This window comes from Cellvibrio sp. BR, from assembly GCF_000263355.1.
Lineage (GTDB): Bacteria > Pseudomonadota > Gammaproteobacteria > Pseudomonadales > Cellvibrionaceae > Cellvibrio.
Genome location: NZ_JH668202.1, coordinates 209,014 through 229,052, shown reverse-complemented (window position 1 = coordinate 229,052; position 20,039 = coordinate 209,014). Strand labels below are relative to the sequence as shown.

The window sequence follows — 20,039 nt, the reverse complement described above, 5'->3', positions numbered from 1 at the left end:
AGATTGCAATGTATTTGTTGCTTAGCGGGGAAGGCCCGAGCGATATCGGGTGCTGCAATCCAGCTATGGATAGTTGTGACTCTGAAAATTTCAAAGCAGGGCCGATGGCTTGGGTTGTTGATAAATTGATTGAAAAATACATAGACACTAAACAATCCTATGAAATATCTCATATCAATACCAGTCGAGTGAGCTTTGTGTCAGAGCATTTTTTAGCAAGTAATCGGCCTGTTTCCATTAAAAAAGCAATGGACTTACGCGGAAAAAAGAAGCCAGCTGAAACCCAATATTATTTTGAAAATGCTCGCACATTGGCAATTGCTGCAAAACAAAAATCTGAAGAAGTTAACGATACTGTTATTGCTGTACTATTTCGTGATGCGGATGGCACTGCCTCCGCAGGGCGAGGCAATTGGCGAGATAAATACGCTTCAATAGTGAAAGGTTTTGCTGCCGAAAATTATGATTTGGGTGTGGCTATGCTACCGAACCCGAAGTCTGAAGCATGGTTGCTATGTGCCGTAAAGCCCAACGCCTACCAACACTGTGAAGCGTTAGAGCAGGAGTCAGGTAATGATCGCGGTGCAAATCCTTTAAAAACACAATTGGCGGATGCACTAAACAATAATGCTTCGACAGATCAGATAAATACACTTGTACAAGCCGATGCAATTGATGTCTTGCGTATTGATATGTCCTCTTACAATACCTTTAAAGCTGATCTTGAAGGTGCTGTCCGGTTAGCTGTTGGAATACCCGAATGAACTTAGACCAACTCAAACAAGGCTTAGAACAAGCTTTCTTCAAAGAAAACCACCGTATTGTTTTCTGGTATGACCCTGAAAATGATTTCGAGGGTGAATTGCCTTCATTGGATTTGCCAAACGTAACTGTCCTTAACATGAAAGGTGAGTCGGTATTGGGTGTAAAACTCAAGCTCGAACGTGAGGACACAACAGGCAAATACCTTTTGTATTTTCCGCAGGCAGAACCTGAACCAGAAAATGATTGGCTGTTAGACATAAAACTCTATTCACGTTCGTTTTATGCCGACCGTTTTTCAATTATTTTTAATGAGTTGGGCTTGCACCAGCAAAGCTTGCGCGAGCATTTGTCGCAACGTGACAAATTCCTTTCGAGTAAAGCGCGTCTTAATGCGTTAAAGCGTTACGTGCAACCTACGTTCAATGAAGCTGAGTTAGATTTGGCGATGATCGCGGCGGTAGTAAAAGCAGAAGCCTGCGATTTACCGCATATTCTCTTTGCGCTTGCAGAGGAAATGGTAAGCGCGCAATCCGGTTTAGAAGAAATTCCTGCCGCCATTACTGAGTTAGAAAAGTTTGGCCTTATTCCGGCATGGGTAACGGCGTTGCAGTTAGAAGTCGGCTACCCAGCGACAGCGGGTGAATTGGCTGGCGAAGAACCCTTTAATTTTGGTCAGTTTTTAGTTCGCCTGCTCGCTACAGGTTTCTGTGAAAGCATTGGCGCGGTTCCCGCATGGGCGCAGAGCTTAGTGATGGCCTCTGGTAGCGCGCGCGCGACTTCACGCGCCTTATTGTCTCGCTGGTGCGATAGCTCGCGTTATTACAAGGCATTTGATGAAGTATCTACTTGGGTGGCCGCAGCGCTACGTGTAAATGAAAAATTAAAAGACCTGGAGTTGTCGGCTATATCGCAGGCGGCAACCTTCGAGCAAATTGAACATCAAATTATTGTAGAGATAGCACAGGCTATTCCAGCCGCAGACCAAGCGACTCTTGGCGAGTTTGCGGCGGTCATCGCCAATCGTCTCGATAACTATTGGGCGTCGCGCCATAAAGACGATGATAAACGCAAAAAATATCGCGTCAGCTACAAGGCTTTGTCGGCTGCTATCGATTTATTTTTATTGCGCCATAGCCATGCTTCGGGGTTTCATTTTAATAGTGTGCAAGCTATTTACCATGCTTACGAAACAGATCTGTATCAATTTGACCAAGCTTATCGACACTATTGCGAAGCGTCCAATCGTGCACAGGTAGACATCCTCAAAAAATTGGATGTCGCGGTCGAACAATGCTACGCCAATTGGTACATCGATAACCTTGCTAAAAACTGGGGCGACAATGTCGATGCAGAAAATAGGCTAACCAATTGGAAATTAGAGGGTGTAGAGAATCAGCAACATTTTTACCGCAAGCAAGTAGCCCCAATTTTTGCTAAGGCGAAGCAGTCTCGGGTCGTAGTCATTATTAGTGATGCCTTCCGCTATGAAGCAGCCGTAGAGCTGCGTGATCGCATAAACGAAAAGCGCTACTGCGAAGCGAATTTGACCTCTCAATTAGGCGTTGTGCCCAGTTACACCGCACTGGGTATGGCGTCGCTGCTACCCCATGAAACCATTGAGTACCGCGAAAACGGCGGGGAAGATGTATTTGTCGATGGTAAATCCACCAAGGGATTAAATTCCCGCAATAAAATATTAACTAAACATGGCGGCATGGCGATTACCGCAGAAGACATTAAAAATTGGTCCAGAGACGACGGCCGGGAAATATTGAAGGATCTGCAACTCGTTTATGTGTACCACAATGTGGTCGATGCTCGCGGTGATGTGGCTGCGACAGAAGCGGAAACTTTTCTTGCGGTAGAGCAGGCCATTGAAGAGCTAACCGAATTAACCCGCAAAATCTTAATGCACTTCAATACCTCTACTGTTGTAGTAACGGCAGATCATGGCTTTATTTTCCAGCAAAGCAAATTGAATGAATCTGATAAAACCGCATTAATGGAAAAGCCAGAAAATGCCATAAAAAGTAAAAAGCGGTATGTGGTTGGTTTTAATTTACCAACGCCAACAGGTGCTTGGTTCGGTTCTACTCAACACACGGCAGGAACAATGTCCGACACCCATTTCTGGGTGCCGAAAGGCGCGAATCGTTTTCACTTTGTGGGCGGTGCTCGGTTTGTGCACGGAGGGATTATGCCGCAAGAAATTGTGGTTCCTGTATTGGTTGTTAAACAGCTTCGCGGCCAAAAGGCGGAGCAACGTACCAAGCGCAAAGTGGGCGTAATATCGCCCAAGCCTGCGTTAAAAATGGTTAACAACATCCAGCGCTTTGAGTTAATGCAAACCGAGGCAGTCAGTGAATTGGTTCAGCCAGTAACTGTCTCTGCTGCAATTTACGATGCAGAAGTATTGGTATCGAGTGAGGAAGTAGTCACCTTCGATAGCGCCACAGATTCCATAGCAGATCGCGTTAAACAAGTTCGTTTGTCATTAAGCGGAAAAGAATTTGATCGCAAAAAAGATTATTTCCTCATCTTAAAAGATAAGGACCTCAATACGGAGATTGAACGCTATAGGGTGACCATAGATTTAGCGTTTACCGACGACTTTTTTTAATAACTCAGCACCCTCTTCTTTTTAAGGGGAGGGCAGGGGTGGGGTTTGCATACAACACCAAGAGAGCAATCAATGGATACTATGAACGATAAAGATTTAGACCAGCTGCTAAACGAGCACTTTGGTGGCAGAGTGGTTCGTAAGGATTTAACTAAGCTTATTAAAGAAGGTGCCAACGTACCGGTATATGTGCTGGAGTATTTGCTTGGTATGTACTGCGCATCCGACGATCCGCAAGTTATTGAGCAAGGGCTGAACAACGTTAAAACTGTTTTGGTTGAAAACTACGTGCGTCCCGACGAATCTGAAAAAGTGAAGTCACTTGTGCGCGAGCGTGGCACCTACAAAGTGATTGATCGCGTGACCGTTCGGTTAAATGAAAAGAAAGATAAATACGAAGCTTTCTTTAGTAATTTGGGCATTAATGCCGAGATTTCAGCGGGCATTGTTAAAGAATACGAAAAGCTTTTAGTGGGTGGTATTTGGGTTATCGCTACATTGAGTTACTACCACGATGAAGGCCAATCATCATCGCCTTTTGGTGTGACGCTGCTAAAACCCATTCAAATGCCCAATATGAACATGGGGGAGCTGTTTGAGGGCCGCGCTGCATTGACTGCCGACCAATGGCGAGAGACCCTCATTAGGTCTATTGGAATGGAGCCTGCTTCACTCGCTAAAGATGTGCAATGGCATTTATTGGCGCGCATGGTTCCTTTCGTAGAAAACAACTACAACGTGTGTGAATTAGGTCCGCGTGGCACGGGTAAAAGTCATATCTATAAAGAGTGTTCACCAAACAGCATTTTGGTTTCTGGTGGTCAAACCACGGTTGCCAATTTGTTTTATAACATGAGTTCGCGCCGCATAGGCCTTGTTGGCTTATGGGATGTGGTGGCATTCGATGAAGTGGCCGGCATATCGTTTAAAGATAAAGACGGTGTGCAGATCATGAAAGATTTCATGGCATCAGGATCTTTTGCGCGCGGCCGTGAACAAATGGAAGCAAATGCGTCAATGGTGTTCGTGGGCAACATCAATCAAAGCGTTGAATCCTTAGTCAAGACGAGTCATCTGTTAGCGCCATTCCCAGAGGCGATGATTGACTCAGCATTTTTTGATCGCTTTCATGCCTACATTCCCGGCTGGGAAATCCCCAAAATGCGGCCCGAATTTTTTACTGACAAGTACGGCTTGATTGTTGATTACTTGGCCGAGTTTTATCGTGAAATGCGTAAGCGTAGTTTTTCAGATGCGATAGATAAGTATTTCAAGCTTGGTAATAACTTAAACCAGCGTGATGTCATCGCGGTTCGAAAAACCGTATCTGGCTTGATCAAATTGTTGTATCCACATGGAAAATTTGAAAAAGAAGATGTGCGTGAATGTTTAGAATACGCATTACAAGTGCGTCGCCGCGTTAAAGAGCAGCTCAAAAAAATCGGTGGAATGGAATTTTATGATGTGCATTTCAGCTATATCGATAATTCCACCTTCGAGGAATATTTTGTATCGGTAAAAGAGCAGGGCGGTGGCGGCCTAATCCCAGAAGGCCCAGGTAAACCCGGTGTTATTCATACCATTGGGTTAAGTAGCAAAGGTATGCCAGGCTTGTACAGGCTAGAACTGCAAGTCACAAAAGGCTCAGGCAAATTGGCAACTTCAGGTTTGTGGAATTCCAGCGCCGCAAAGGAACAGGTGAGAATTGCTTTTGATTATTTCAAAGCCAATGCAAGCCGTATTAGCGGTGCCGCAAAAGTCATGGACCATGATTTCCACTTGCACGCGGTTGAGCTTCAGAATACGGGGCCATTTAATCATTTAGCCTTATCCAGCTTAGTTGCCTTTGCATCGGGCCTATTAGGCAAGCCTATTCAAAACCAAATGGTGGTGATGGGGGATATGAGTCTTGGAGGTAGTGTAACTCCCGTAGAAAGCATTGCAGAATGTTTGCAAGTCGCATTCGATGCAGGTGCAAAACGTGTTGCATTGCCCATGGCGAGCGCGATGGATTTGCCAACTATTCCAGCTGAGTTATTTACAAAATTCCAAACCAGTTTTTATGCAGACCCTGTAGATGCGGTTTTTAAGGGTTTGGGAGTTGATTAGTTAACTAACACACGCGTACACGCTATGTGCGCGTGTGTTTAAAAATATTTTTGGTGTAGTGATATAGAAGTAAATTGCGTGATAAGTGTGTAGCTTGACGTTGCCGACGCAATTGGTATTATGTTTTTGTTGGCGCTGCCATAGCTAGCTGGGCTCAAAAAACAGCATACATTGCAAGACCTGATCCACTTTTGTGGTTCAATCATCCCTAATGATGTTCCTTGGTTATTCGACCAAAAATAATCCCGTCCCCCTCACTGTTAGTCATGCTAATCGAGAATAACTTTTTTTGGTTATTCTCAGCTGCATACCTATCTATCACTAAACACCTTTCGCAGTCGTGATTAGCATGGCCTAACTATTTCTATTTTTCGGAGTTGTTATGAATGCGTTGCAATGCGCGTTGTTTAAAAGTGGTTTTCGTCGGTATGAGTTGAGCCCAAAGCTTTTGGAATTGAAAAGTATCAGGGTGATTGCTTCTTTTGTGCTGGAGCGTGTCCGTGTTGAGTCTACAAAAAAATCCCCTTCTTTAGAGGTTATAGCTGACCTACGTCAGTTTATGTGTGATGTGGTTGCATTGAGTTATGGCAAAAACGTTGAGAGTAATCGATTCTTCAAAAACTGCTCGACTAATGTTTGGTTTGTTATAAGTAGTATGGTTAACACGAAAAACGACAGAGATAGAATCGAGCTTTTAACTGGATTACATGGTGTTGGCGTTAAAGTTGCCACACTCATTCTCAGTGTATTTTATCCATCCCAATGGGGGTATGTCACAGATGCTAGTATTTATTATTCCGCTCAACTAGGTTTTGTGCAGTGGACAAAAACCTATTTTCAGATTATCTCAACCGATGATGCTATCGAGGTTAATAACGCATTAGTAGAAATTTCAAAACAAGCGGGAATTAAAGCTGCTGATTTATCAGCCGCAATGTTCATCATATTTTTTTATCCATACAAAAATGGGTTTAGGAACGGTACTGGAAAAAAGTATGGAGCGCGACATGAATAACAATCTGTTTGAAATAGGCGCAGCTGCGGTTAAACGTGCCGCTCAGCGTTATGGTGGGCGGTATGCGTGGTGTGCTGCTTCGATAACGCGATGGAAAAAGTTCTGTGGTTTTTGCGATGGAATCGGAGTTCAAAGTCCTGCGGGCGTTAATTATGAGGTTTTAGTTTTATATGCGGATTCGATATCTAATTGCGCCATAAGCACAAAACAAAACAGCATATCTACAATCAATGTTGTGATGAAACTTCTGGATTTACATTGGACGCCTGTGTCGCCTAGAAAACTAATCGGTGAAAAGAGAACGCTTGTCAACAGCAATCCGGTGGTAATTGATCGGGGGTTGGTTAACAAAATTACAAACCAATTGACAGAAGCCAATCACCCTCTGCTCGCTGATGTTGTAAATCTAGCTTTCTATTTTGGCCTTCGTCGCCGAGAAGCAGCGCTGCTGGAATTAAAAAATGCGTTACATGAAGCGAAGCAATTTGGGTGGGTTGATATAGTGCGCGGAACAAAAGGCGGTCGCGGTCGGAGCGTGCAGCGCAGGGTTCCCGTTAATCAAAGCCAGCTCGTAGTACTTCAGGGCTTATGTGAGCGATTAGGTGAACGTCGTTGTCTAGTTCCTGAAGATCAAACCTATAAAAAATTCAGTGATTACGTCTCAAACGAATTGTTGCCAATATTGAAGGCAAATGGCGTTTCGCGTCTGCATGATTTGCGAGCTGCCTATGCATGTAATAGGTATCAAGAGATCTCTGGTTACATTGCACCTCGCAATCAGTCAGATCCACTGTTGTTAGCATCCTCCTGCGCGGATACTCATGCACGTGAAATTATTACAGGCGAGCTTGGTCATGGCCGCATAGAAATTGTTTCCAGCTATGTTGGTAGAAAGGTTCGAAAAAAATGAGAAATCATGATCTATCCATTTTAGCTGTGGAGCGAGAGGCCAGATCAATGGCCCGAAAATCTTTTCGCGGATCTCGGTTGGTAGTGCATAAAAAATCCAACCATATTGTTAATGTCGCTGAGGCAATTCGCGTTCGCTGGTCTGCGGCACCGAAAAATTGGCAAGTTAAGCACATTCGATGGTTTCTAGAGCACCATACCCAAAATTTGGCAGACGGAACGAGGTATCGTTATTTTAGATATATCCGAGATGTTCTAATCTATCAAAACCGTTGGGATGACTTTGGCCCTAGATTAAATGGTTCGTGGGCGTTTCCAAAAATAAATGCAGCGGCAGATCTACAAAAAACCTAATTGTTTTTTGCGACGGCTATTTTTGTAAATTAACAAATTCCATGATTTTATTTTCAATTTTAGTTAATGCTATCCGAAGGTCCTCGATGTCAATGGAGCCGGTGTAGTCGTCTGTTACGTCACGACCAGACAAGTGGTTCAACAGGTGTTTTTTTGTTGTTGAACCTATACCAGCTATTTCGGCAATGCCAGAAAATGTGCGCCTTAAGTCGTGCGGAGAAACATGTAAACCGCAAGCCTTCTCTATATGCTTGGTTATCACCTTTGGGTCAAAAAGTGGGAAAAGTTTTTGGCCGTCACCGCGGCTTATCCGCTCTAAAATAATTGTCTTTAGTGTTTCGGTTAGTGGTAGCGTGTGATCAAGTCCATTTTTGGTATTTTTGAACGTAATTGTCCAGCGATGAAAATTTACATCGCTAGCTTCTAAGTTTCTTGCTTCACCTGACCTGCAGCCAATGAGTAGCATAAATTTAAACAGGTCTCGCTGAACTGGGCAGGAAAGGCTTTCTAGCGCTGGCCAAAAGATGCCGAATTCTTCCCTGTGGATGCGGCTTGTTCTCGGTTTCTGATCAACCCACATTTTTAAGCCAGAGCCACCGAGCTCTTCCGCTGGCCACTGGGGTAGGTTCAGTGAGCGATCAAGTGCGCGGTTAAAGTTCAAGATTCTACGCAGCTTCTTCAGCACCTCATTTGCACCAATGCCGCCATCACCTTTCAATCCTTGCGATTGGTTCGAGTTGGCAATTTCTCGCATGATTAGACGGTGCTGCGCAAAAATGCGCTGAGGGGTGCACAGCTCCTTTAGTGGTTTATCTAACCAATTGGCAAGATGGGTCTCAATCGCGCGTCGCCAATTGGTATTCACACGCTCGGTGTTAGTGGAGCCATCAAGATAGTTGTTCAAGGCAATTCGTAGGCTTAGATCTGGGGTGTTGGCTTTAGCCTTTGCCTCATTAGGATTTATCCCCTGATCTAAAAGATTAATAACCTTGTTTGCCTCCGCTCTAATCTGTTGCAGATTTGGCATTGACTCCGTGACTGTAAATGGTAAAGCCACTCTGACTGCCTTTCTCGTTCCTCTTGGGCATCTGTAAACGGAAAGTTTGACAGTGCCGCCAGTGTGATGCGTCGCTCGTAGGTACCTGATCTCAGTATCCTTATATTCAGTCCGTTTTTCAGCCTTAGTTGAGGCCAATTTAACAAGCCACTCTTTCGAAAATTTAACTATATTAGTCATTTTGGGGTTAGCTATGGGTTAGCAGACAACGGTTATTGGTGTGATTTTAGGGTAAACTAAAAAAAGAAAAATGCAATAAAAACCTATATAAAACATATGGTTATTGGTATTGCGTGATCTTGAGTGAAACCGTGTGAAATCATATTCTCAACACTGGCAGTGTTGAGGTCAGCGGTTCGATCCCGCTTAGCTCCACCAAACATACGTTGTAAATCAACGACTTAAAAAGCCTGCTTTCGAGCGGGCTTTTTTGTTTCTGCAATTTAAGTCCATATTAAGTCCAAACAAATTATTGGTGGCGATACTCGTACTACGTCTATAACTCTTAGGTTTACTTTTAGGGTGGATGTGGGCAACTTTGTGCTATTTTGTGTCGAGAGTGTCAGTTCGCTTATAAATACTTGAAATAATAAATTTGAAAGGATCAATGGCATGTATCCCCATCCTCACACAGATTTACCAACATTATCGGATAAGCTTCATTGGCAAAAAGAAGTGGATCGTATCTGTGATCGAATTCAGAACTGCGCGGCTCCACATGTTTTAGGTATTCATGGTGATTGGGGGAGTGGTAAGACTAGTTTTATGCGGCAGGTGCAATACCATTTGGGTGGTGAGATGCCACTGGATGGGTCAGTTTGTAGTGCTAGTGTTCCTAACGTTAAGGTCAGGCGTAAGACTGAAAAAAATAAAAAAATAATTACTATTTGGTTTGATGCATGGCGATATCAAAATGAAAAGGTTCCTGTGGTTGCCTTATTACATGAGATGCGGCATCAAATTGCGATGTTGCCTGCTTTATACAATGCCACGAAGAAGCTTTCTTTTGTTGCGCTCAGTGGCATGCTTAATGGATTTACAAAGGCTGCAAACAAAATAACCCTTGAAGCCATTCCAAGCACGGAAAAAATTCAAAAAATTGGTGAGGAATGGGAGCGGAGGAATTATGCTGAGGAAATTTCCATAAACTCCATTCGTCTTCAGCTTCAGGATACCATTAAGGACTTATTGCCTTCAGATGAAACGTCTGCGCGAGTTGTTGTTTTTATAGATGATCTTGATCGTTGCAATCCAAAATCTGCTAAGCAGTTGTTAGAAGGATTGAAGATATATTTAAGTATTCCTCGCTGTGTATTTGTAATTGGGATGAACGAGAGGGTGCTAGTTGATTTAATTTCAAGAGAGGCTTATAGCGATATCGGCGATAGTGAGCTGAGTGCAGGGCACTATTTAGAGAAAATATGCTCCGATATATATCGACTGCCGTCACCCAGCTCACCATTAAATCTTTTTTTGCAGTGGATTGATGAGCCAACACATCGAGCTTTGTTAAAAGACTCTCTTAATGATATTTCTTGTTTGCCGCAAAATCCTCGTCGTCTCAAATCTCTTGCTAATCAATGGGTTAGATTTTCTAGTTATGACTCCAAACTAACTGATATTAACGTCGATATTGAAATCGGAAAATTGGCAACAATAAAAATCCTCATAGTTGCTTATATTCACCAATTTCATAGAGATATTTGGGAACGCTGGAATTTTAATCTTGACTTTTGGGTTGAAATTAAAGCTTTCTGCTTAGGGCACCGAAACCCAAAAACTCTTGAATGGTGTGCCGACATAAGGCTTCCATACAGTGTTGATGATTATGATGAAGTAACAGGGGCTCCTAATTTTGTAAATAACTTTTTTAATCCTAGCGATTTAAGAAATTTTTGGGTTGCTCCGTTGATTAGACGCTTCGCTGATTATTTAAATCCTAGGGATTTTGAGTTACTTCTAAAAAACATTGGATAGATATATGAGTGATCGTTTAAGTAATAATGAATCGTGCTCAATTTGGGATAATCCAAATTTGCGAGGTTACTTAGGTGAAGTTTCGCGTCGGCATGGTGTCGTGGATTCTCTGGCGTTACCTAACATGCGTGATTTGCCACCTATTCAGCTTGAAAAGCTATTCGTTCAACCAGAGTTATCGCCAATACCTTTTAATTCTCAGGTTAAAGATTGGCCTAGTGGGGAAAGTTTACTTGAGTGTTTAACTTTCAATCGAGCTGTTATTTTGCTTGGTGATCCGGGCTCAGGAAAAACCACCCTCATCAATTGGCTTGCATGGCGTCTTTCTTCGGGGTTGGCTCGGGAACTTCCAAAATTTTTGGATGGATATTTGCCGATTCCATGCGTATTGCGCGAAATCGAGAGTGGTAAATTTAATACCCTTAGAGATATAAATAACTTAGCAGTTACTGTCGCTGGCCGGCTGTTGGGTTCTGTTTTAACAGAAGATATTGAAGTTGCAATTAAAGAATGTATTTCTTCCGGAAAGTATTTTCTTATGCTGGATGGAGTGGATGAAATACCCGTAGAGAATCGTGAAGTTGTTGCTCAATGGATTTTAAAGGCTGAAAGTTGTGGTGCTTATGTAGTCGCCACATCAAGAATTGTTGGATATGAAGAATATCCACTTCATGCAGCTTCTTTTGAAAATATTGTAATCTCTAAAAAAACATTCCAATCAAAATCAAAATCAGAATTAAGCAATTGGCTGAAAGAAGGGGACGGATATCAGGAGGATGTCAATTATAAAAATATAGAAATGATGAAAAGTAATTCTATAGAAAGTGATATTCCTCATGCTTCGCAATGGGCTGTGTTGCGGTATTTAATGCCTTTTAATGATCAGAGAATTGAAAATTTTATCGGTAATTGGTATTTGCAGCGAAGTGGTAGTGATGTGGATGCTAGGGAACGATCATTGGATCTTCTTGCCGCATTAAAACAATCAAAAGCAACCTATGAGTTGGCTCGGACACCTAATTTACTGAGTTTAATATCAATAGTTCATCGCGAGAGAGCGCATTTGCCTGATGGAAGAGCTTTGCTGTATAAAGAAATATCAAATGCATATGTCAACACGATTGACAGTCAAAGAAACATAAAGATAGATAATGAATTGTTGCGACACGATTGGGTTGTGCGAGAGGGCTGGATATCTTATGTCGGATTTAAAATGCAGCTTGAGCGATCATTGGATTTGGGTCAAAAAAAGTTTGGTGTTTTAATCGAAAAAGAAAAGATTTTATTGTGGCTTGGTGAAGTGATGGCGCCATTTTTTCATGGCGACGCTAGTAATCATGCCGAAGTTTTTTTGAATTGGGTTGCTCGTCGTAGTGGGCTTCTGTTGCCAAAAGGGGAAGGGCTGTATGCTTTTGTTCATCTCAGTTTTCAAGAGTATTTCTGTGCGAGATACATTTCTTCTCAAATAGTCACCCCTAAATTTATTATGAATGAATTTTCTGAGAATGACTTGGTGACAGGAGATTCTCTTTTGGGGTGGAGCAGGGATAGCTCATGGTCTGAGAGCTTTATCTATTTTTTTGAGCTAATCTCATCGGAAGTTAATCCGACTTGGATTTCGTTTGTTGTTGAAAAATTGTTTTCTCCTAATGTTCCTGATATTGGATTGTATGGTGCGTCTGGTAGACTTGCTGCTAGAATTTTGGCAAATCCTCATGTGTCTCTTACTGAAAATCATAGGCAAGCCTTGGCTCGTAAGTGCAGTTGCAATGATACTGTTGATGTTGAGAGTGCCTTAGCTAAGGCAGGATTTGCTATCTCTGTTAATAATGCTACCGGACTGCTGGGGGGGGAGGCGGATAGCTTAGATGTTATTTTTGATAAATGTATAAATAGTAAAAATATTTACAAGATTGTGGTTAGAAATGGAAAAATAAAAACGCATCCGAAATTTAAGTCATTTGAAAACATCGAAGCATTGAATTTGATTGATTGTAGAATTTCTGGATTGTCGTTTTTGAGGCACATGAAAAAATTGAAACAGCTAAGGTTGGATGGTGCTAAAGCTAAAAAAAGCTACAGCCACATTTCTGCGCTCTCTGATCTCAATTATCTTTACCTGGGAAGGTCTGATATTTCTGATGTTTCGATAGTAAAAAATTTGAAAAATTTAGTCTCCATTGATTTGGATGATACTGCGGTCAATGATGTGTCTTTTTTGAGCTACTGCCATAATTTGTTAATGGTTTCTCTGCAGAGAACAAAAGTGACTGATATTTCTTTCTTAAGATCTATTAGCGACATTCGATATTGTTATTTGGATGGCTTAAATGTTGATGATTATAGTGCAATAAGTAATTTAAGTAAGGTTAATACCTTGAGCTTGGCATCTTCAAATTTTAATAATTTTGATTATATTTGTGATGTTGTTGATATTGTCGAGTTGAATTTGTCGCACTTGCCAAATCTTGACGTGTCTAATATTTTCAAGCTAAAGAGCCTTCGTAAGTTAATTTTTCATGGCGCTTCGGCGCGGCAGTTGCAATTTTTGAAAGGCTTAGCGTGGCTTGAGGAACTATATATAATGGATTCAGATGCTATTGATTTAGAATTTGCTTCAGATATGCGTGCGTTGAAAAAATTGGTTTTGGATGGCGCCAATACTTGTGATATATCTCCATTAAGAAAGTTGCGCAATTTAGAGTACTTGGATATCGAAAATACGAATGTATCTGATGTTTCAGTTTTATCAAAATTGAAAAATTTAAAAACCTTAATGGTTCGCAATACAAAAGTAAAATCAATCGGGGGTTTAAAAAGTAAGCTTGATTTAACTGTATTGGGTTTGCCGTCTTGATACTATCTCATTTTCTACAGTTATTGACAGAACTCCAAGGGTGGCGCGTTCGCGCCACCTAAAGTAAAGCCCATCCCGAAATCACTTTTCTTCGTTAATAAATCTACTGGGCGAATAATCGATTCGCGGTTGTGGATTGTAAGGCGACCAAAAAAAAGCCGCCTAACTTTCATCAACCCTGCTTTTCAACAAACCCCCTAACCCTAAACAACAAATCCCCCAATCCCGCAATTGCCTGAGCAGGCAATTCCACCTCTTGAGTAATTTTCTCGCAAAGCGATTGCAGTAAAACAATCTGTTCTTGCAGTTGGGTGGTTTGTTCTTCTTGTATTTGTTTTTGGGTGTCATAGCCGATGCTTTCAAGGTGATCGCCATCGGGGGAGTGGATTTCTATGCAGCTTTGCTCGTAGTAGTTGAACTGGAATGGATCGAGCTTGATAGCGCATTGGGATTTGGTGACGGGCACCAAGTGGGTAATATTATCCATAACAAATATCTCACAGCTTGGGTTATTAAACCGCCGCCACGAGTTGAGAGTCATGGAGGCGACTGAACGGGGTTCTCAACACCGGCCCAAACCAACCCGGCCCGCCCGAAGGCGGCCCCGCCCAGCCGCCATAACAGAGGCGTAGCTGTGCGAGGACACAAAGCTGCGTAAAAAACACGCGCCTTGTGCCGATTTGGAGGAACGGGTTGAGAATCCCGACAGCGGATTTTGCCGCTGCGTGGGCAGGTTAGTGGAAGGGGTGTGGGCTGTCAATGTGGTTTAATTGAACCAAGAATTCGGTCAGTTCTTTCAGCTCAATCAAAGTGAGTTCGGTTTTTTCCAAACTATTCTCTGTTTTATTGTAACGTTCACGGTAGAGTTAATTGTTATTTAAAAGCACAATAACTGGCTGCTTGGCATTGGTAGGAAAATGCGTATTGCAATAGAAATATAATGCGTAGGCTCGATCATATTTTAATTGTTATCTGGAGATCATATGAGTAAAGAGGGATACGTAGAACAATTCAAAACTGTAGGTGACTTACAGGAGGCAATCGATAGATTGATTGCTGAGCACCGCATTGCTAAAAAAAAAGAACTTGGTGTGATGTTTCGGGTGGTTGTACCGCCGAATACAGCAACTATTTATGAGGAGGGAAGCCAAGGTCCGTATCAATTAATGCATGGGGTGCGCGTTGGCGATTACACCTTCGATACAACTTTGGAATGGGTACTGCCAGATCCATCTGCGGGTCTATCGTTTTCTAAATCATTTAGTCATTTAAAAAGCACATGGAAAATGTTGCGCAATCATGCGAAAGGAAAGAATCAACCTGGCCCGGCAAATATAGCTTCATGGATATTGGAAAGCCGATCCATCCCGGATGGTATGGCTTTCATGAAAGATCCCAAAAATAATAACCATTATTTCCTGACTGTAACAAAGAGAATGCACATTTCAACCTTGGTAACCAATTTAAAATTAATTGGTCATGGGATGACTATTATGAAAGATCTGACTCTTTAAGGAGCCCAACATGTTAGATTTCAGTGGAAAAGACCAAAAAGCCCAGCAAGTTTGCTTGTATTACGCCAAGCAACTTCGAGCCGATAACTTAATTCCGATCATTGAATGCAAAGATTCAATTACATCCAAAGAAGAAGCTGAAGCACTATCGCGTTTCTTTTGGATGATGTTGGAAGCCTCTGCTGGGGATCGTGATAAAGGAATCGAGGTGTTAGGCGAAAGTGACTTGCAACATTGGATGGGGCGCAGCATGAACATAATAAGCGGCTACCTCAGCAGTATTGGTTATGATGGGGTTTGGGATCGGGTTAGCGATGAGTTTTAACAAACCAAAGTTTGAATCTGGGTTGTTATAAAATAGGTAAACGATATTTTTCGCAGGTTATAGAAGCTGAGGATGGATTAATAAGCACCTCAGCTTCTGTCTGTCTCTGCTAGAAAGCGGTTTATTTAATCTTAATTGTTTGAACAGGACAAAGATAAGTAGATCGGGATATCTGGAAAAATAAGTCGCTTTTGAATGGCAATCGGTAATGCAACGCTTTCTTTGCCTAGTATAGAAAACTGACCAGATAATAAATCAAAGTTATTTCCGTCTTTCTTTTGATATGCCATGTATTTCATGACTGCTGACTTACAGGGACAGTCTGTAGTTGCAGTGTTGATATTGATTAAAGCAGTTGCAAGCACAGGTTCCTTGCTTGTATCCAAGGCAATGTTTTGCAAGGTAAAGCAGCCTTCGACCTGACTTTCCACCTTTATGTTTTTTTCCGCTTGTGAGTGCGCGCAAGCACATAAGAGCAATGCAGCTAAAACGCTAAATCTTGGTGCCGCCATTTGTTGTTCTCCCTGTTACATATTTAACTTTCAGAATTATCGATTGCTTTTTAGTTAAGGCTCAAGCTTTGGTATTTTTCAAGCTGATTAGTGCTTCACTAATATTTTTAAATTTTTTGTCACACTTTATACCGCAGATTCGTCATGGTTGTGTAGCACCCAAAAACATCAAAATGACAGGTAATTCTTGAGGACAGGATGGAAAAGAACGATTGGTTGACAACACAGTTTGAAACAACGAGACACCATTTGCAGGCGGTGGCTTATCGCATGTTAGGTTCGCGCAGTGAGGCGGAGGATGCGGTGCAGGAGGCGTGGATCAGGTTGAATCGGTCTGATTCGGAAAGTATCGAGAACCTTGGCGGCTGGCTCACTACCGTGGTAGCCAGAGTCTGCTTGGATATGTTGCGTGCGCGCAAGGCGGGGCGTGAGGAATCGCTTGAGGAAATGTTGGTTGATCTGCCGGAGGAAGGTGAGGGCGATTTGGAGGAGAAATTATTGATCGCCGATTCAATTGGGCCTGCGTTGTTGTTGGTGTTGGATAAACTCACGGCCGCGGAGCGTATCGCGTTTGTGCTGCATGATTTATTTGATTTACCGTTTGATGAAATCGCGCCGATTATTGAACGCTCGGAATCGGCAACACGACAATTGGCCAGCCGTGCGCGCCGATGTGTGCGCGGTGCCGCTATGCCGCGCAAAGATGCGCAGCGCCAGCAGCAAGTGGTTGCTGCGTTTATGCAGGCGTCGCGGCAAGGTAATTTTGATGCGCTGATCCGCCTGTTACACCCTGAGGTTGTGCTGCGTGCCGATGAAACGGCGATTAAAGTCTCTACGGCGAATAAAGCGCGCGGTGCGCCGCAATTTGCAGCGGAGATCGCGGGCGCCAAGGCGGTGGCAGATACCTTGAATGGCAGTGCGCAGGGGGCGCAGTTGGCATTAGTGAATGGGTTTGCTGGCGCGACCTGGGGGATGAATGGAAAAACGGTGGTGGCGTTTTGCTTTGTGGTTAGCGATGGAAAAATCACAGCCATTGATATCGTTATGGACAAACAGGTTCTTGAAAATTTTGATATTCAACTCATCGACAATACCAGTGGGGTTAACGCATGAATATTTTTTTATGGATTTTGCAAATTCTGCTCGCGCTGCATACCGTGATGGGCGCGGTGTGGAAATTCTCCCACAGCGCTGAACAAACCATGCCGTCGCTGAAAGCCATTCCGTCAGGTGTTTGGTGGGCGCTCGCAGGTGTTGAGCTGTTGTGCGCGCTGTGCTTGATTTTGCCTGCGCTCTACAAACCTGCGGCAGTGTTAGTGCCTGTTGCGGCAACCTGTATTGCGGTGATTATGTTGTCTTTCTGCGCGATACATTTTCTCGCGGGAAATACAGACTTGGGTTCACCGATTTATTGGTTGGTTGTTGCGGCGCTGTGTGCGTTTATTGCTTACGCCAGAGCAGTATTGCAACCCTTGGGATAAACCCGGGGGAGTTGGTGAGGCGAGTGGTTTGATCTTTTAAATCCAGTAAAACAAAACCCGAGACCTTGCGGCCTCGGGTTTTGTTTTTACGCGTTGGGAATTGTGGTTATTCCTGCGAGCAGGAAATTACAGTCCCCAGAGGTCATTCAACAGCTCGGTTTTACGTGGGTCGAAACCAGTCCATTGCCCCCAACTGGTGTTGGCGGAGACAGGGTCCCAAGGGGTTAAGTACCAGCCCATGGTGTCTGCAGACTCGGGGTTGATCGACCAGTAGCAGGCATTGATACCCTTTTTCTTGAAGTAGTTAGCCGCTGTTTGCTGCCATTGTTGATCCACATTGGTGGTGATGTGGCTCCACAGGGCACGGTCTGCCGGGCTGGCTTTTGCCGCTGGCCAATCCATGTTGCCGCCGAACTCACCAATCAAAATGCCGTAACCCAACTCACGCAGGTAACCAAAGTGCTCTTCCCAGCCTTGTTCCAACAGCTCGGGGTTGATCACGATACGGCAGTCGGCGTGGCCCGCTTCATCACCTTCCAAACCTTCACACTCGGTTTGGGTTGGGTCCATGAATTGTTTTTGTACAAACACGGAAGGCCCGTAGGTGTGAGGTGAGAACAAGAGGCGATCTTTAGGAATATTCAGCGGGTTGGTACCAGCTTCGTAGAGGTTTTCACCCCAGTTAGGGTTCAAATCAAGGCTGCCGTGCGGAACAGGAACTTTGGTATCCGGTGTTCCGTCCTGGGTGTTGGCGTTAGCGGAGAGACCTTCAACAATAATGATCATGTTGGGGTTCACTTCGTTAATCGCCTCATAGGCATCCTCAACCAAGCCTTTCCACTCGGCCCAAGTGTAATCATAGGGCTCGTTGAATACATCGATACCGATGATGTTATCTACACCCAACTGCTCGGACAGACCTGCAATCTCTCTCAGGTTAGCCAGCCATTTTTCCTTGTCATAGGCATGGATTTTGGTGACTGAACTTGGGTTGCCGGTGGCAGAGCATGAATACTCTTCGCGGGTAAAGTCATAACCTACGCGGGTGGCATCCACATAGGGTGGACGGGCATCCAAACGGCCTGCGCGCCAGCCAACATAGTTAGAACAGGAGTGGATATCAACGAACAATTGGATGTCATTCTGGTCAGCCAGTTTGATGAAATCCTCCAATGCCTGACGTGCGGTAGTTTGACGTACCGACTGATGGTTTTTCAGGTTGGGGTCCATACCTTGTGGGTTGTTTGCTTCCAATGTCTGGGGTGCAATAGGCAGGCGCAGCATGGTAATACCTTGCTGTTTCAGCTCGGTCATAGTCTGCTGGATGGTACGACCTGAACCCTGGCTGTTGTTGACCCACCACATATTGCCCACATACAACTCCATTGGTGCACCGCTGGGGTTGTTGGCGTCATTCGATGGCTCATGGCGACCTTCAAGGCCGAACCAGTTACCGCAACGCGCTGGCACCAATTCGCCATCTTTTGTCAGGTTCCCTTGGGTATTGATGCGGAACACACCGCTACCCGGAGGTGTTACTGATGACGATGAGCTGGATGACACAGAGCTCAGGCTTGAGCTGCTAATAACCGAGCTGGAGCTGACAACAGAACTGGATGAGCTGCTCGGCACTGATGAACTGCTTGGTGCTAATGAGCTGCTAGGTACAGATGAACTGCTGGGAGCAATGCTGGATGAACTGGACGAACCGGGATTGACCGGGCCCCATGGGTCTGGCTGGGCATCGCAGGTTGAGAAAGAGATACAGCTTCTGTTGTTCTCATAACCCCAACCCGAGGCAGTGCTGGTACACATGGGGTAAAGGGTGCCGTACCAGTTACATTGCGCCCCATTGGCAATGGACGACGAACTGACAACGCTGGAGCTGCTGGAAACGGGGGGGACGCTGCTGGATGAAGGCGCCGAGCTAGCAACGCTGGATGAACTGGAAGAAGGCGTGCCACCAGTACAAGCAGCGCCATTTACAGTGGGGCGCTCAACCGTACCGCCATTGGTAACACCCTGGAAACCAAACTCGACGGTTTGGCCGGGCGGTATAGTGCCGTTCCAACCCAGGTTAGTCGCCGCATAGGGATTGCTACCCGACAGGTTGGCATTCCATAAATTCGTCACGCGGTTAGTGTTGTATTGCCAGCTAACATTCCAGCCATTGATGGCGGTCGAACTGGTGTTCGAAATACGGATCGCCGCAGTAAAACCCGAACCCCAGCTGTTGGTCACAACATATTCACAGCCAGCAGCAGCGGCATTCGAAAATGCGGCCAGCGCAATGCTGACGCCGAGAAGGCTTACCGCTCGTTTCACCGGAGCAGGCATGCGAGTGGAAGGAGATACTCTATGTCCCATTATTCAATCCTCAATTTATTATGGTGACTGCCAATGCGTAGCCCGCCAAGCGCAAGCTAGCGTAAAAACAGCCGAGAAAAAGATCGCAATAAATTTGCGGTCTCCAGTATCTGGACTGGGTAGACACCTCGTCACCCCGGCCCAAAACTTCTTCTCACGTTCTCCTTCGTCACCACA

General features: G+C 44.2%; 16 protein-coding genes. 12 read left to right on the top strand and 4 right to left on the bottom strand.

Annotation, left to right across the window (positions count from 1 at the left end; translation table 11 throughout):
* Positions 1-8: 8 nt before the first annotated feature.
* The 6 genes from O59_RS11275 (at position 9) to O59_RS11250 (ending at position 7,772) form a co-directional block, all read left to right on the top strand.
* Positions 9-764: a hypothetical protein gene (locus O59_RS11275; RefSeq protein WP_050977049.1), complete on the top strand. Its 756-nt coding sequence runs from the start codon at positions 9-11 to the stop codon at positions 762-764.
* Positions 761-3,385 (top strand): BREX-1 system phosphatase PglZ type A, encoded by a 2,625-nt coding sequence (gene pglZ, locus O59_RS11270; RefSeq protein ID WP_007642677.1) that lies wholly within the window; start codon positions 761-763, stop codon positions 3,383-3,385. The genes O59_RS11275 and pglZ overlap by 4 nt, the downstream gene beginning before the upstream one ends.
* 72 nt (positions 3,386-3,457) lie before the next feature.
* Positions 3,458-5,494 carry a protease Lon-related BREX system protein BrxL gene (gene brxL / locus O59_RS11265; protein WP_040392245.1) on the top strand — a complete coding sequence of 679 codons (2,037 nt, stop codon included), beginning with the start codon at positions 3,458-3,460 and terminating at the stop codon, positions 5,492-5,494.
* A 382-nt stretch (positions 5,495-5,876) separates the two neighbouring features.
* Positions 5,877-6,509, top strand: coding sequence for a hypothetical protein (locus O59_RS11260; protein WP_040392244.1), 633 nt, complete (start codon positions 5,877-5,879; stop codon positions 6,507-6,509).
* A complete protein-coding gene (locus O59_RS11255) occupies positions 6,502-7,419 on the top strand; it encodes an integrase domain-containing protein (protein WP_040392243.1) in 918 nt (305 codons plus the stop codon). Before O59_RS11260 ends, O59_RS11255 begins: the two co-directional genes overlap by 8 nt.
* Entirely contained in the window at positions 7,416-7,772 is a 357-nt protein-coding gene (locus O59_RS11250; protein ID WP_040392241.1) for a hypothetical protein, read from the top strand. Before O59_RS11255 ends, O59_RS11250 begins: the two co-directional genes overlap by 4 nt.
* 16 nt (positions 7,773-7,788) lie before the next feature.
* On the opposite strand, the gene O59_RS11245 is transcribed toward O59_RS11250, so the two are convergent.
* On the bottom strand, positions 7,789-8,829 hold the full coding sequence (locus O59_RS11245; protein WP_157152557.1) for a tyrosine-type recombinase/integrase: 1,041 nt from the start codon (positions 8,827-8,829) through the stop codon (positions 7,789-7,791).
* 612 nt (positions 8,830-9,441) lie between these two features.
* Between O59_RS11245 and O59_RS11240 the strand changes: the two genes are divergently transcribed.
* Positions 9,442-10,806, top strand: coding sequence for a P-loop NTPase fold protein (locus O59_RS11240; RefSeq protein WP_007642670.1), 1,365 nt, complete (start codon positions 9,442-9,444; stop codon positions 10,804-10,806).
* A gap of 4 nt (positions 10,807-10,810) precedes the next feature.
* A complete protein-coding gene (locus tag O59_RS11235) occupies positions 10,811-13,663 on the top strand; it encodes a leucine-rich repeat domain-containing protein (protein ID WP_007642668.1) in 2,853 nt (950 codons plus the stop codon).
* A 172-nt stretch (positions 13,664-13,835) separates the two neighbouring features.
* Here the strand turns inward: O59_RS11235 and O59_RS11230 are convergent, their stop codons facing one another.
* Positions 13,836-14,150 (bottom strand): hypothetical protein, encoded by a 315-nt coding sequence (locus O59_RS11230; RefSeq protein WP_007642666.1) that lies wholly within the window; start codon positions 14,148-14,150, stop codon positions 13,836-13,838.
* Between the two features lie 496 nt (positions 14,151-14,646).
* On the opposite strand from O59_RS11230, the gene O59_RS11225 reads away from it, so the two are divergent.
* Positions 14,647-15,177 (top strand): hypothetical protein, encoded by a 531-nt coding sequence (locus O59_RS11225; RefSeq protein ID WP_007642664.1) that lies wholly within the window; start codon positions 14,647-14,649, stop codon positions 15,175-15,177.
* Between the two features lie 10 nt (positions 15,178-15,187).
* A complete protein-coding gene (locus O59_RS11220) occupies positions 15,188-15,502 on the top strand; it encodes a hypothetical protein (protein WP_007642662.1) in 315 nt (104 codons plus the stop codon).
* 131 nt (positions 15,503-15,633) lie between these two features.
* Here the strand turns inward: O59_RS11220 and O59_RS11215 are convergent, their stop codons facing one another.
* On the bottom strand, positions 15,634-16,014 hold the full coding sequence (locus tag O59_RS11215) for a DUF2195 family protein (protein WP_040392237.1): 381 nt from the start codon (positions 16,012-16,014) through the stop codon (positions 15,634-15,636).
* A 198-nt stretch (positions 16,015-16,212) separates the two neighbouring features.
* Between O59_RS11215 and O59_RS11210 the strand changes: the two genes are divergently transcribed.
* Both O59_RS11210 and O59_RS11205 read left to right on the top strand, forming a co-directional pair.
* Positions 16,213-17,127, top strand: coding sequence for a sigma-70 family RNA polymerase sigma factor (locus O59_RS11210; protein ID WP_040392235.1), 915 nt, complete (start codon positions 16,213-16,215; stop codon positions 17,125-17,127).
* Positions 17,124-17,495 carry a DoxX family protein gene (locus tag O59_RS11205; protein WP_007642658.1) on the top strand — a complete coding sequence of 124 codons (372 nt, stop codon included), beginning with the start codon at positions 17,124-17,126 and terminating at the stop codon, positions 17,493-17,495. The genes O59_RS11210 and O59_RS11205 overlap by 4 nt, the downstream gene beginning before the upstream one ends.
* Positions 17,496-17,621: 126 nt before the next feature.
* Here O59_RS11205 and O59_RS21450 read toward each other — a convergent pair whose 3' ends face one another.
* A complete protein-coding gene (locus O59_RS21450) occupies positions 17,622-19,862 on the bottom strand; it encodes a cellulase family glycosylhydrolase (protein WP_081489699.1) in 2,241 nt (746 codons plus the stop codon).
* Positions 19,863-20,039: the final 177 nt, after the last annotated feature.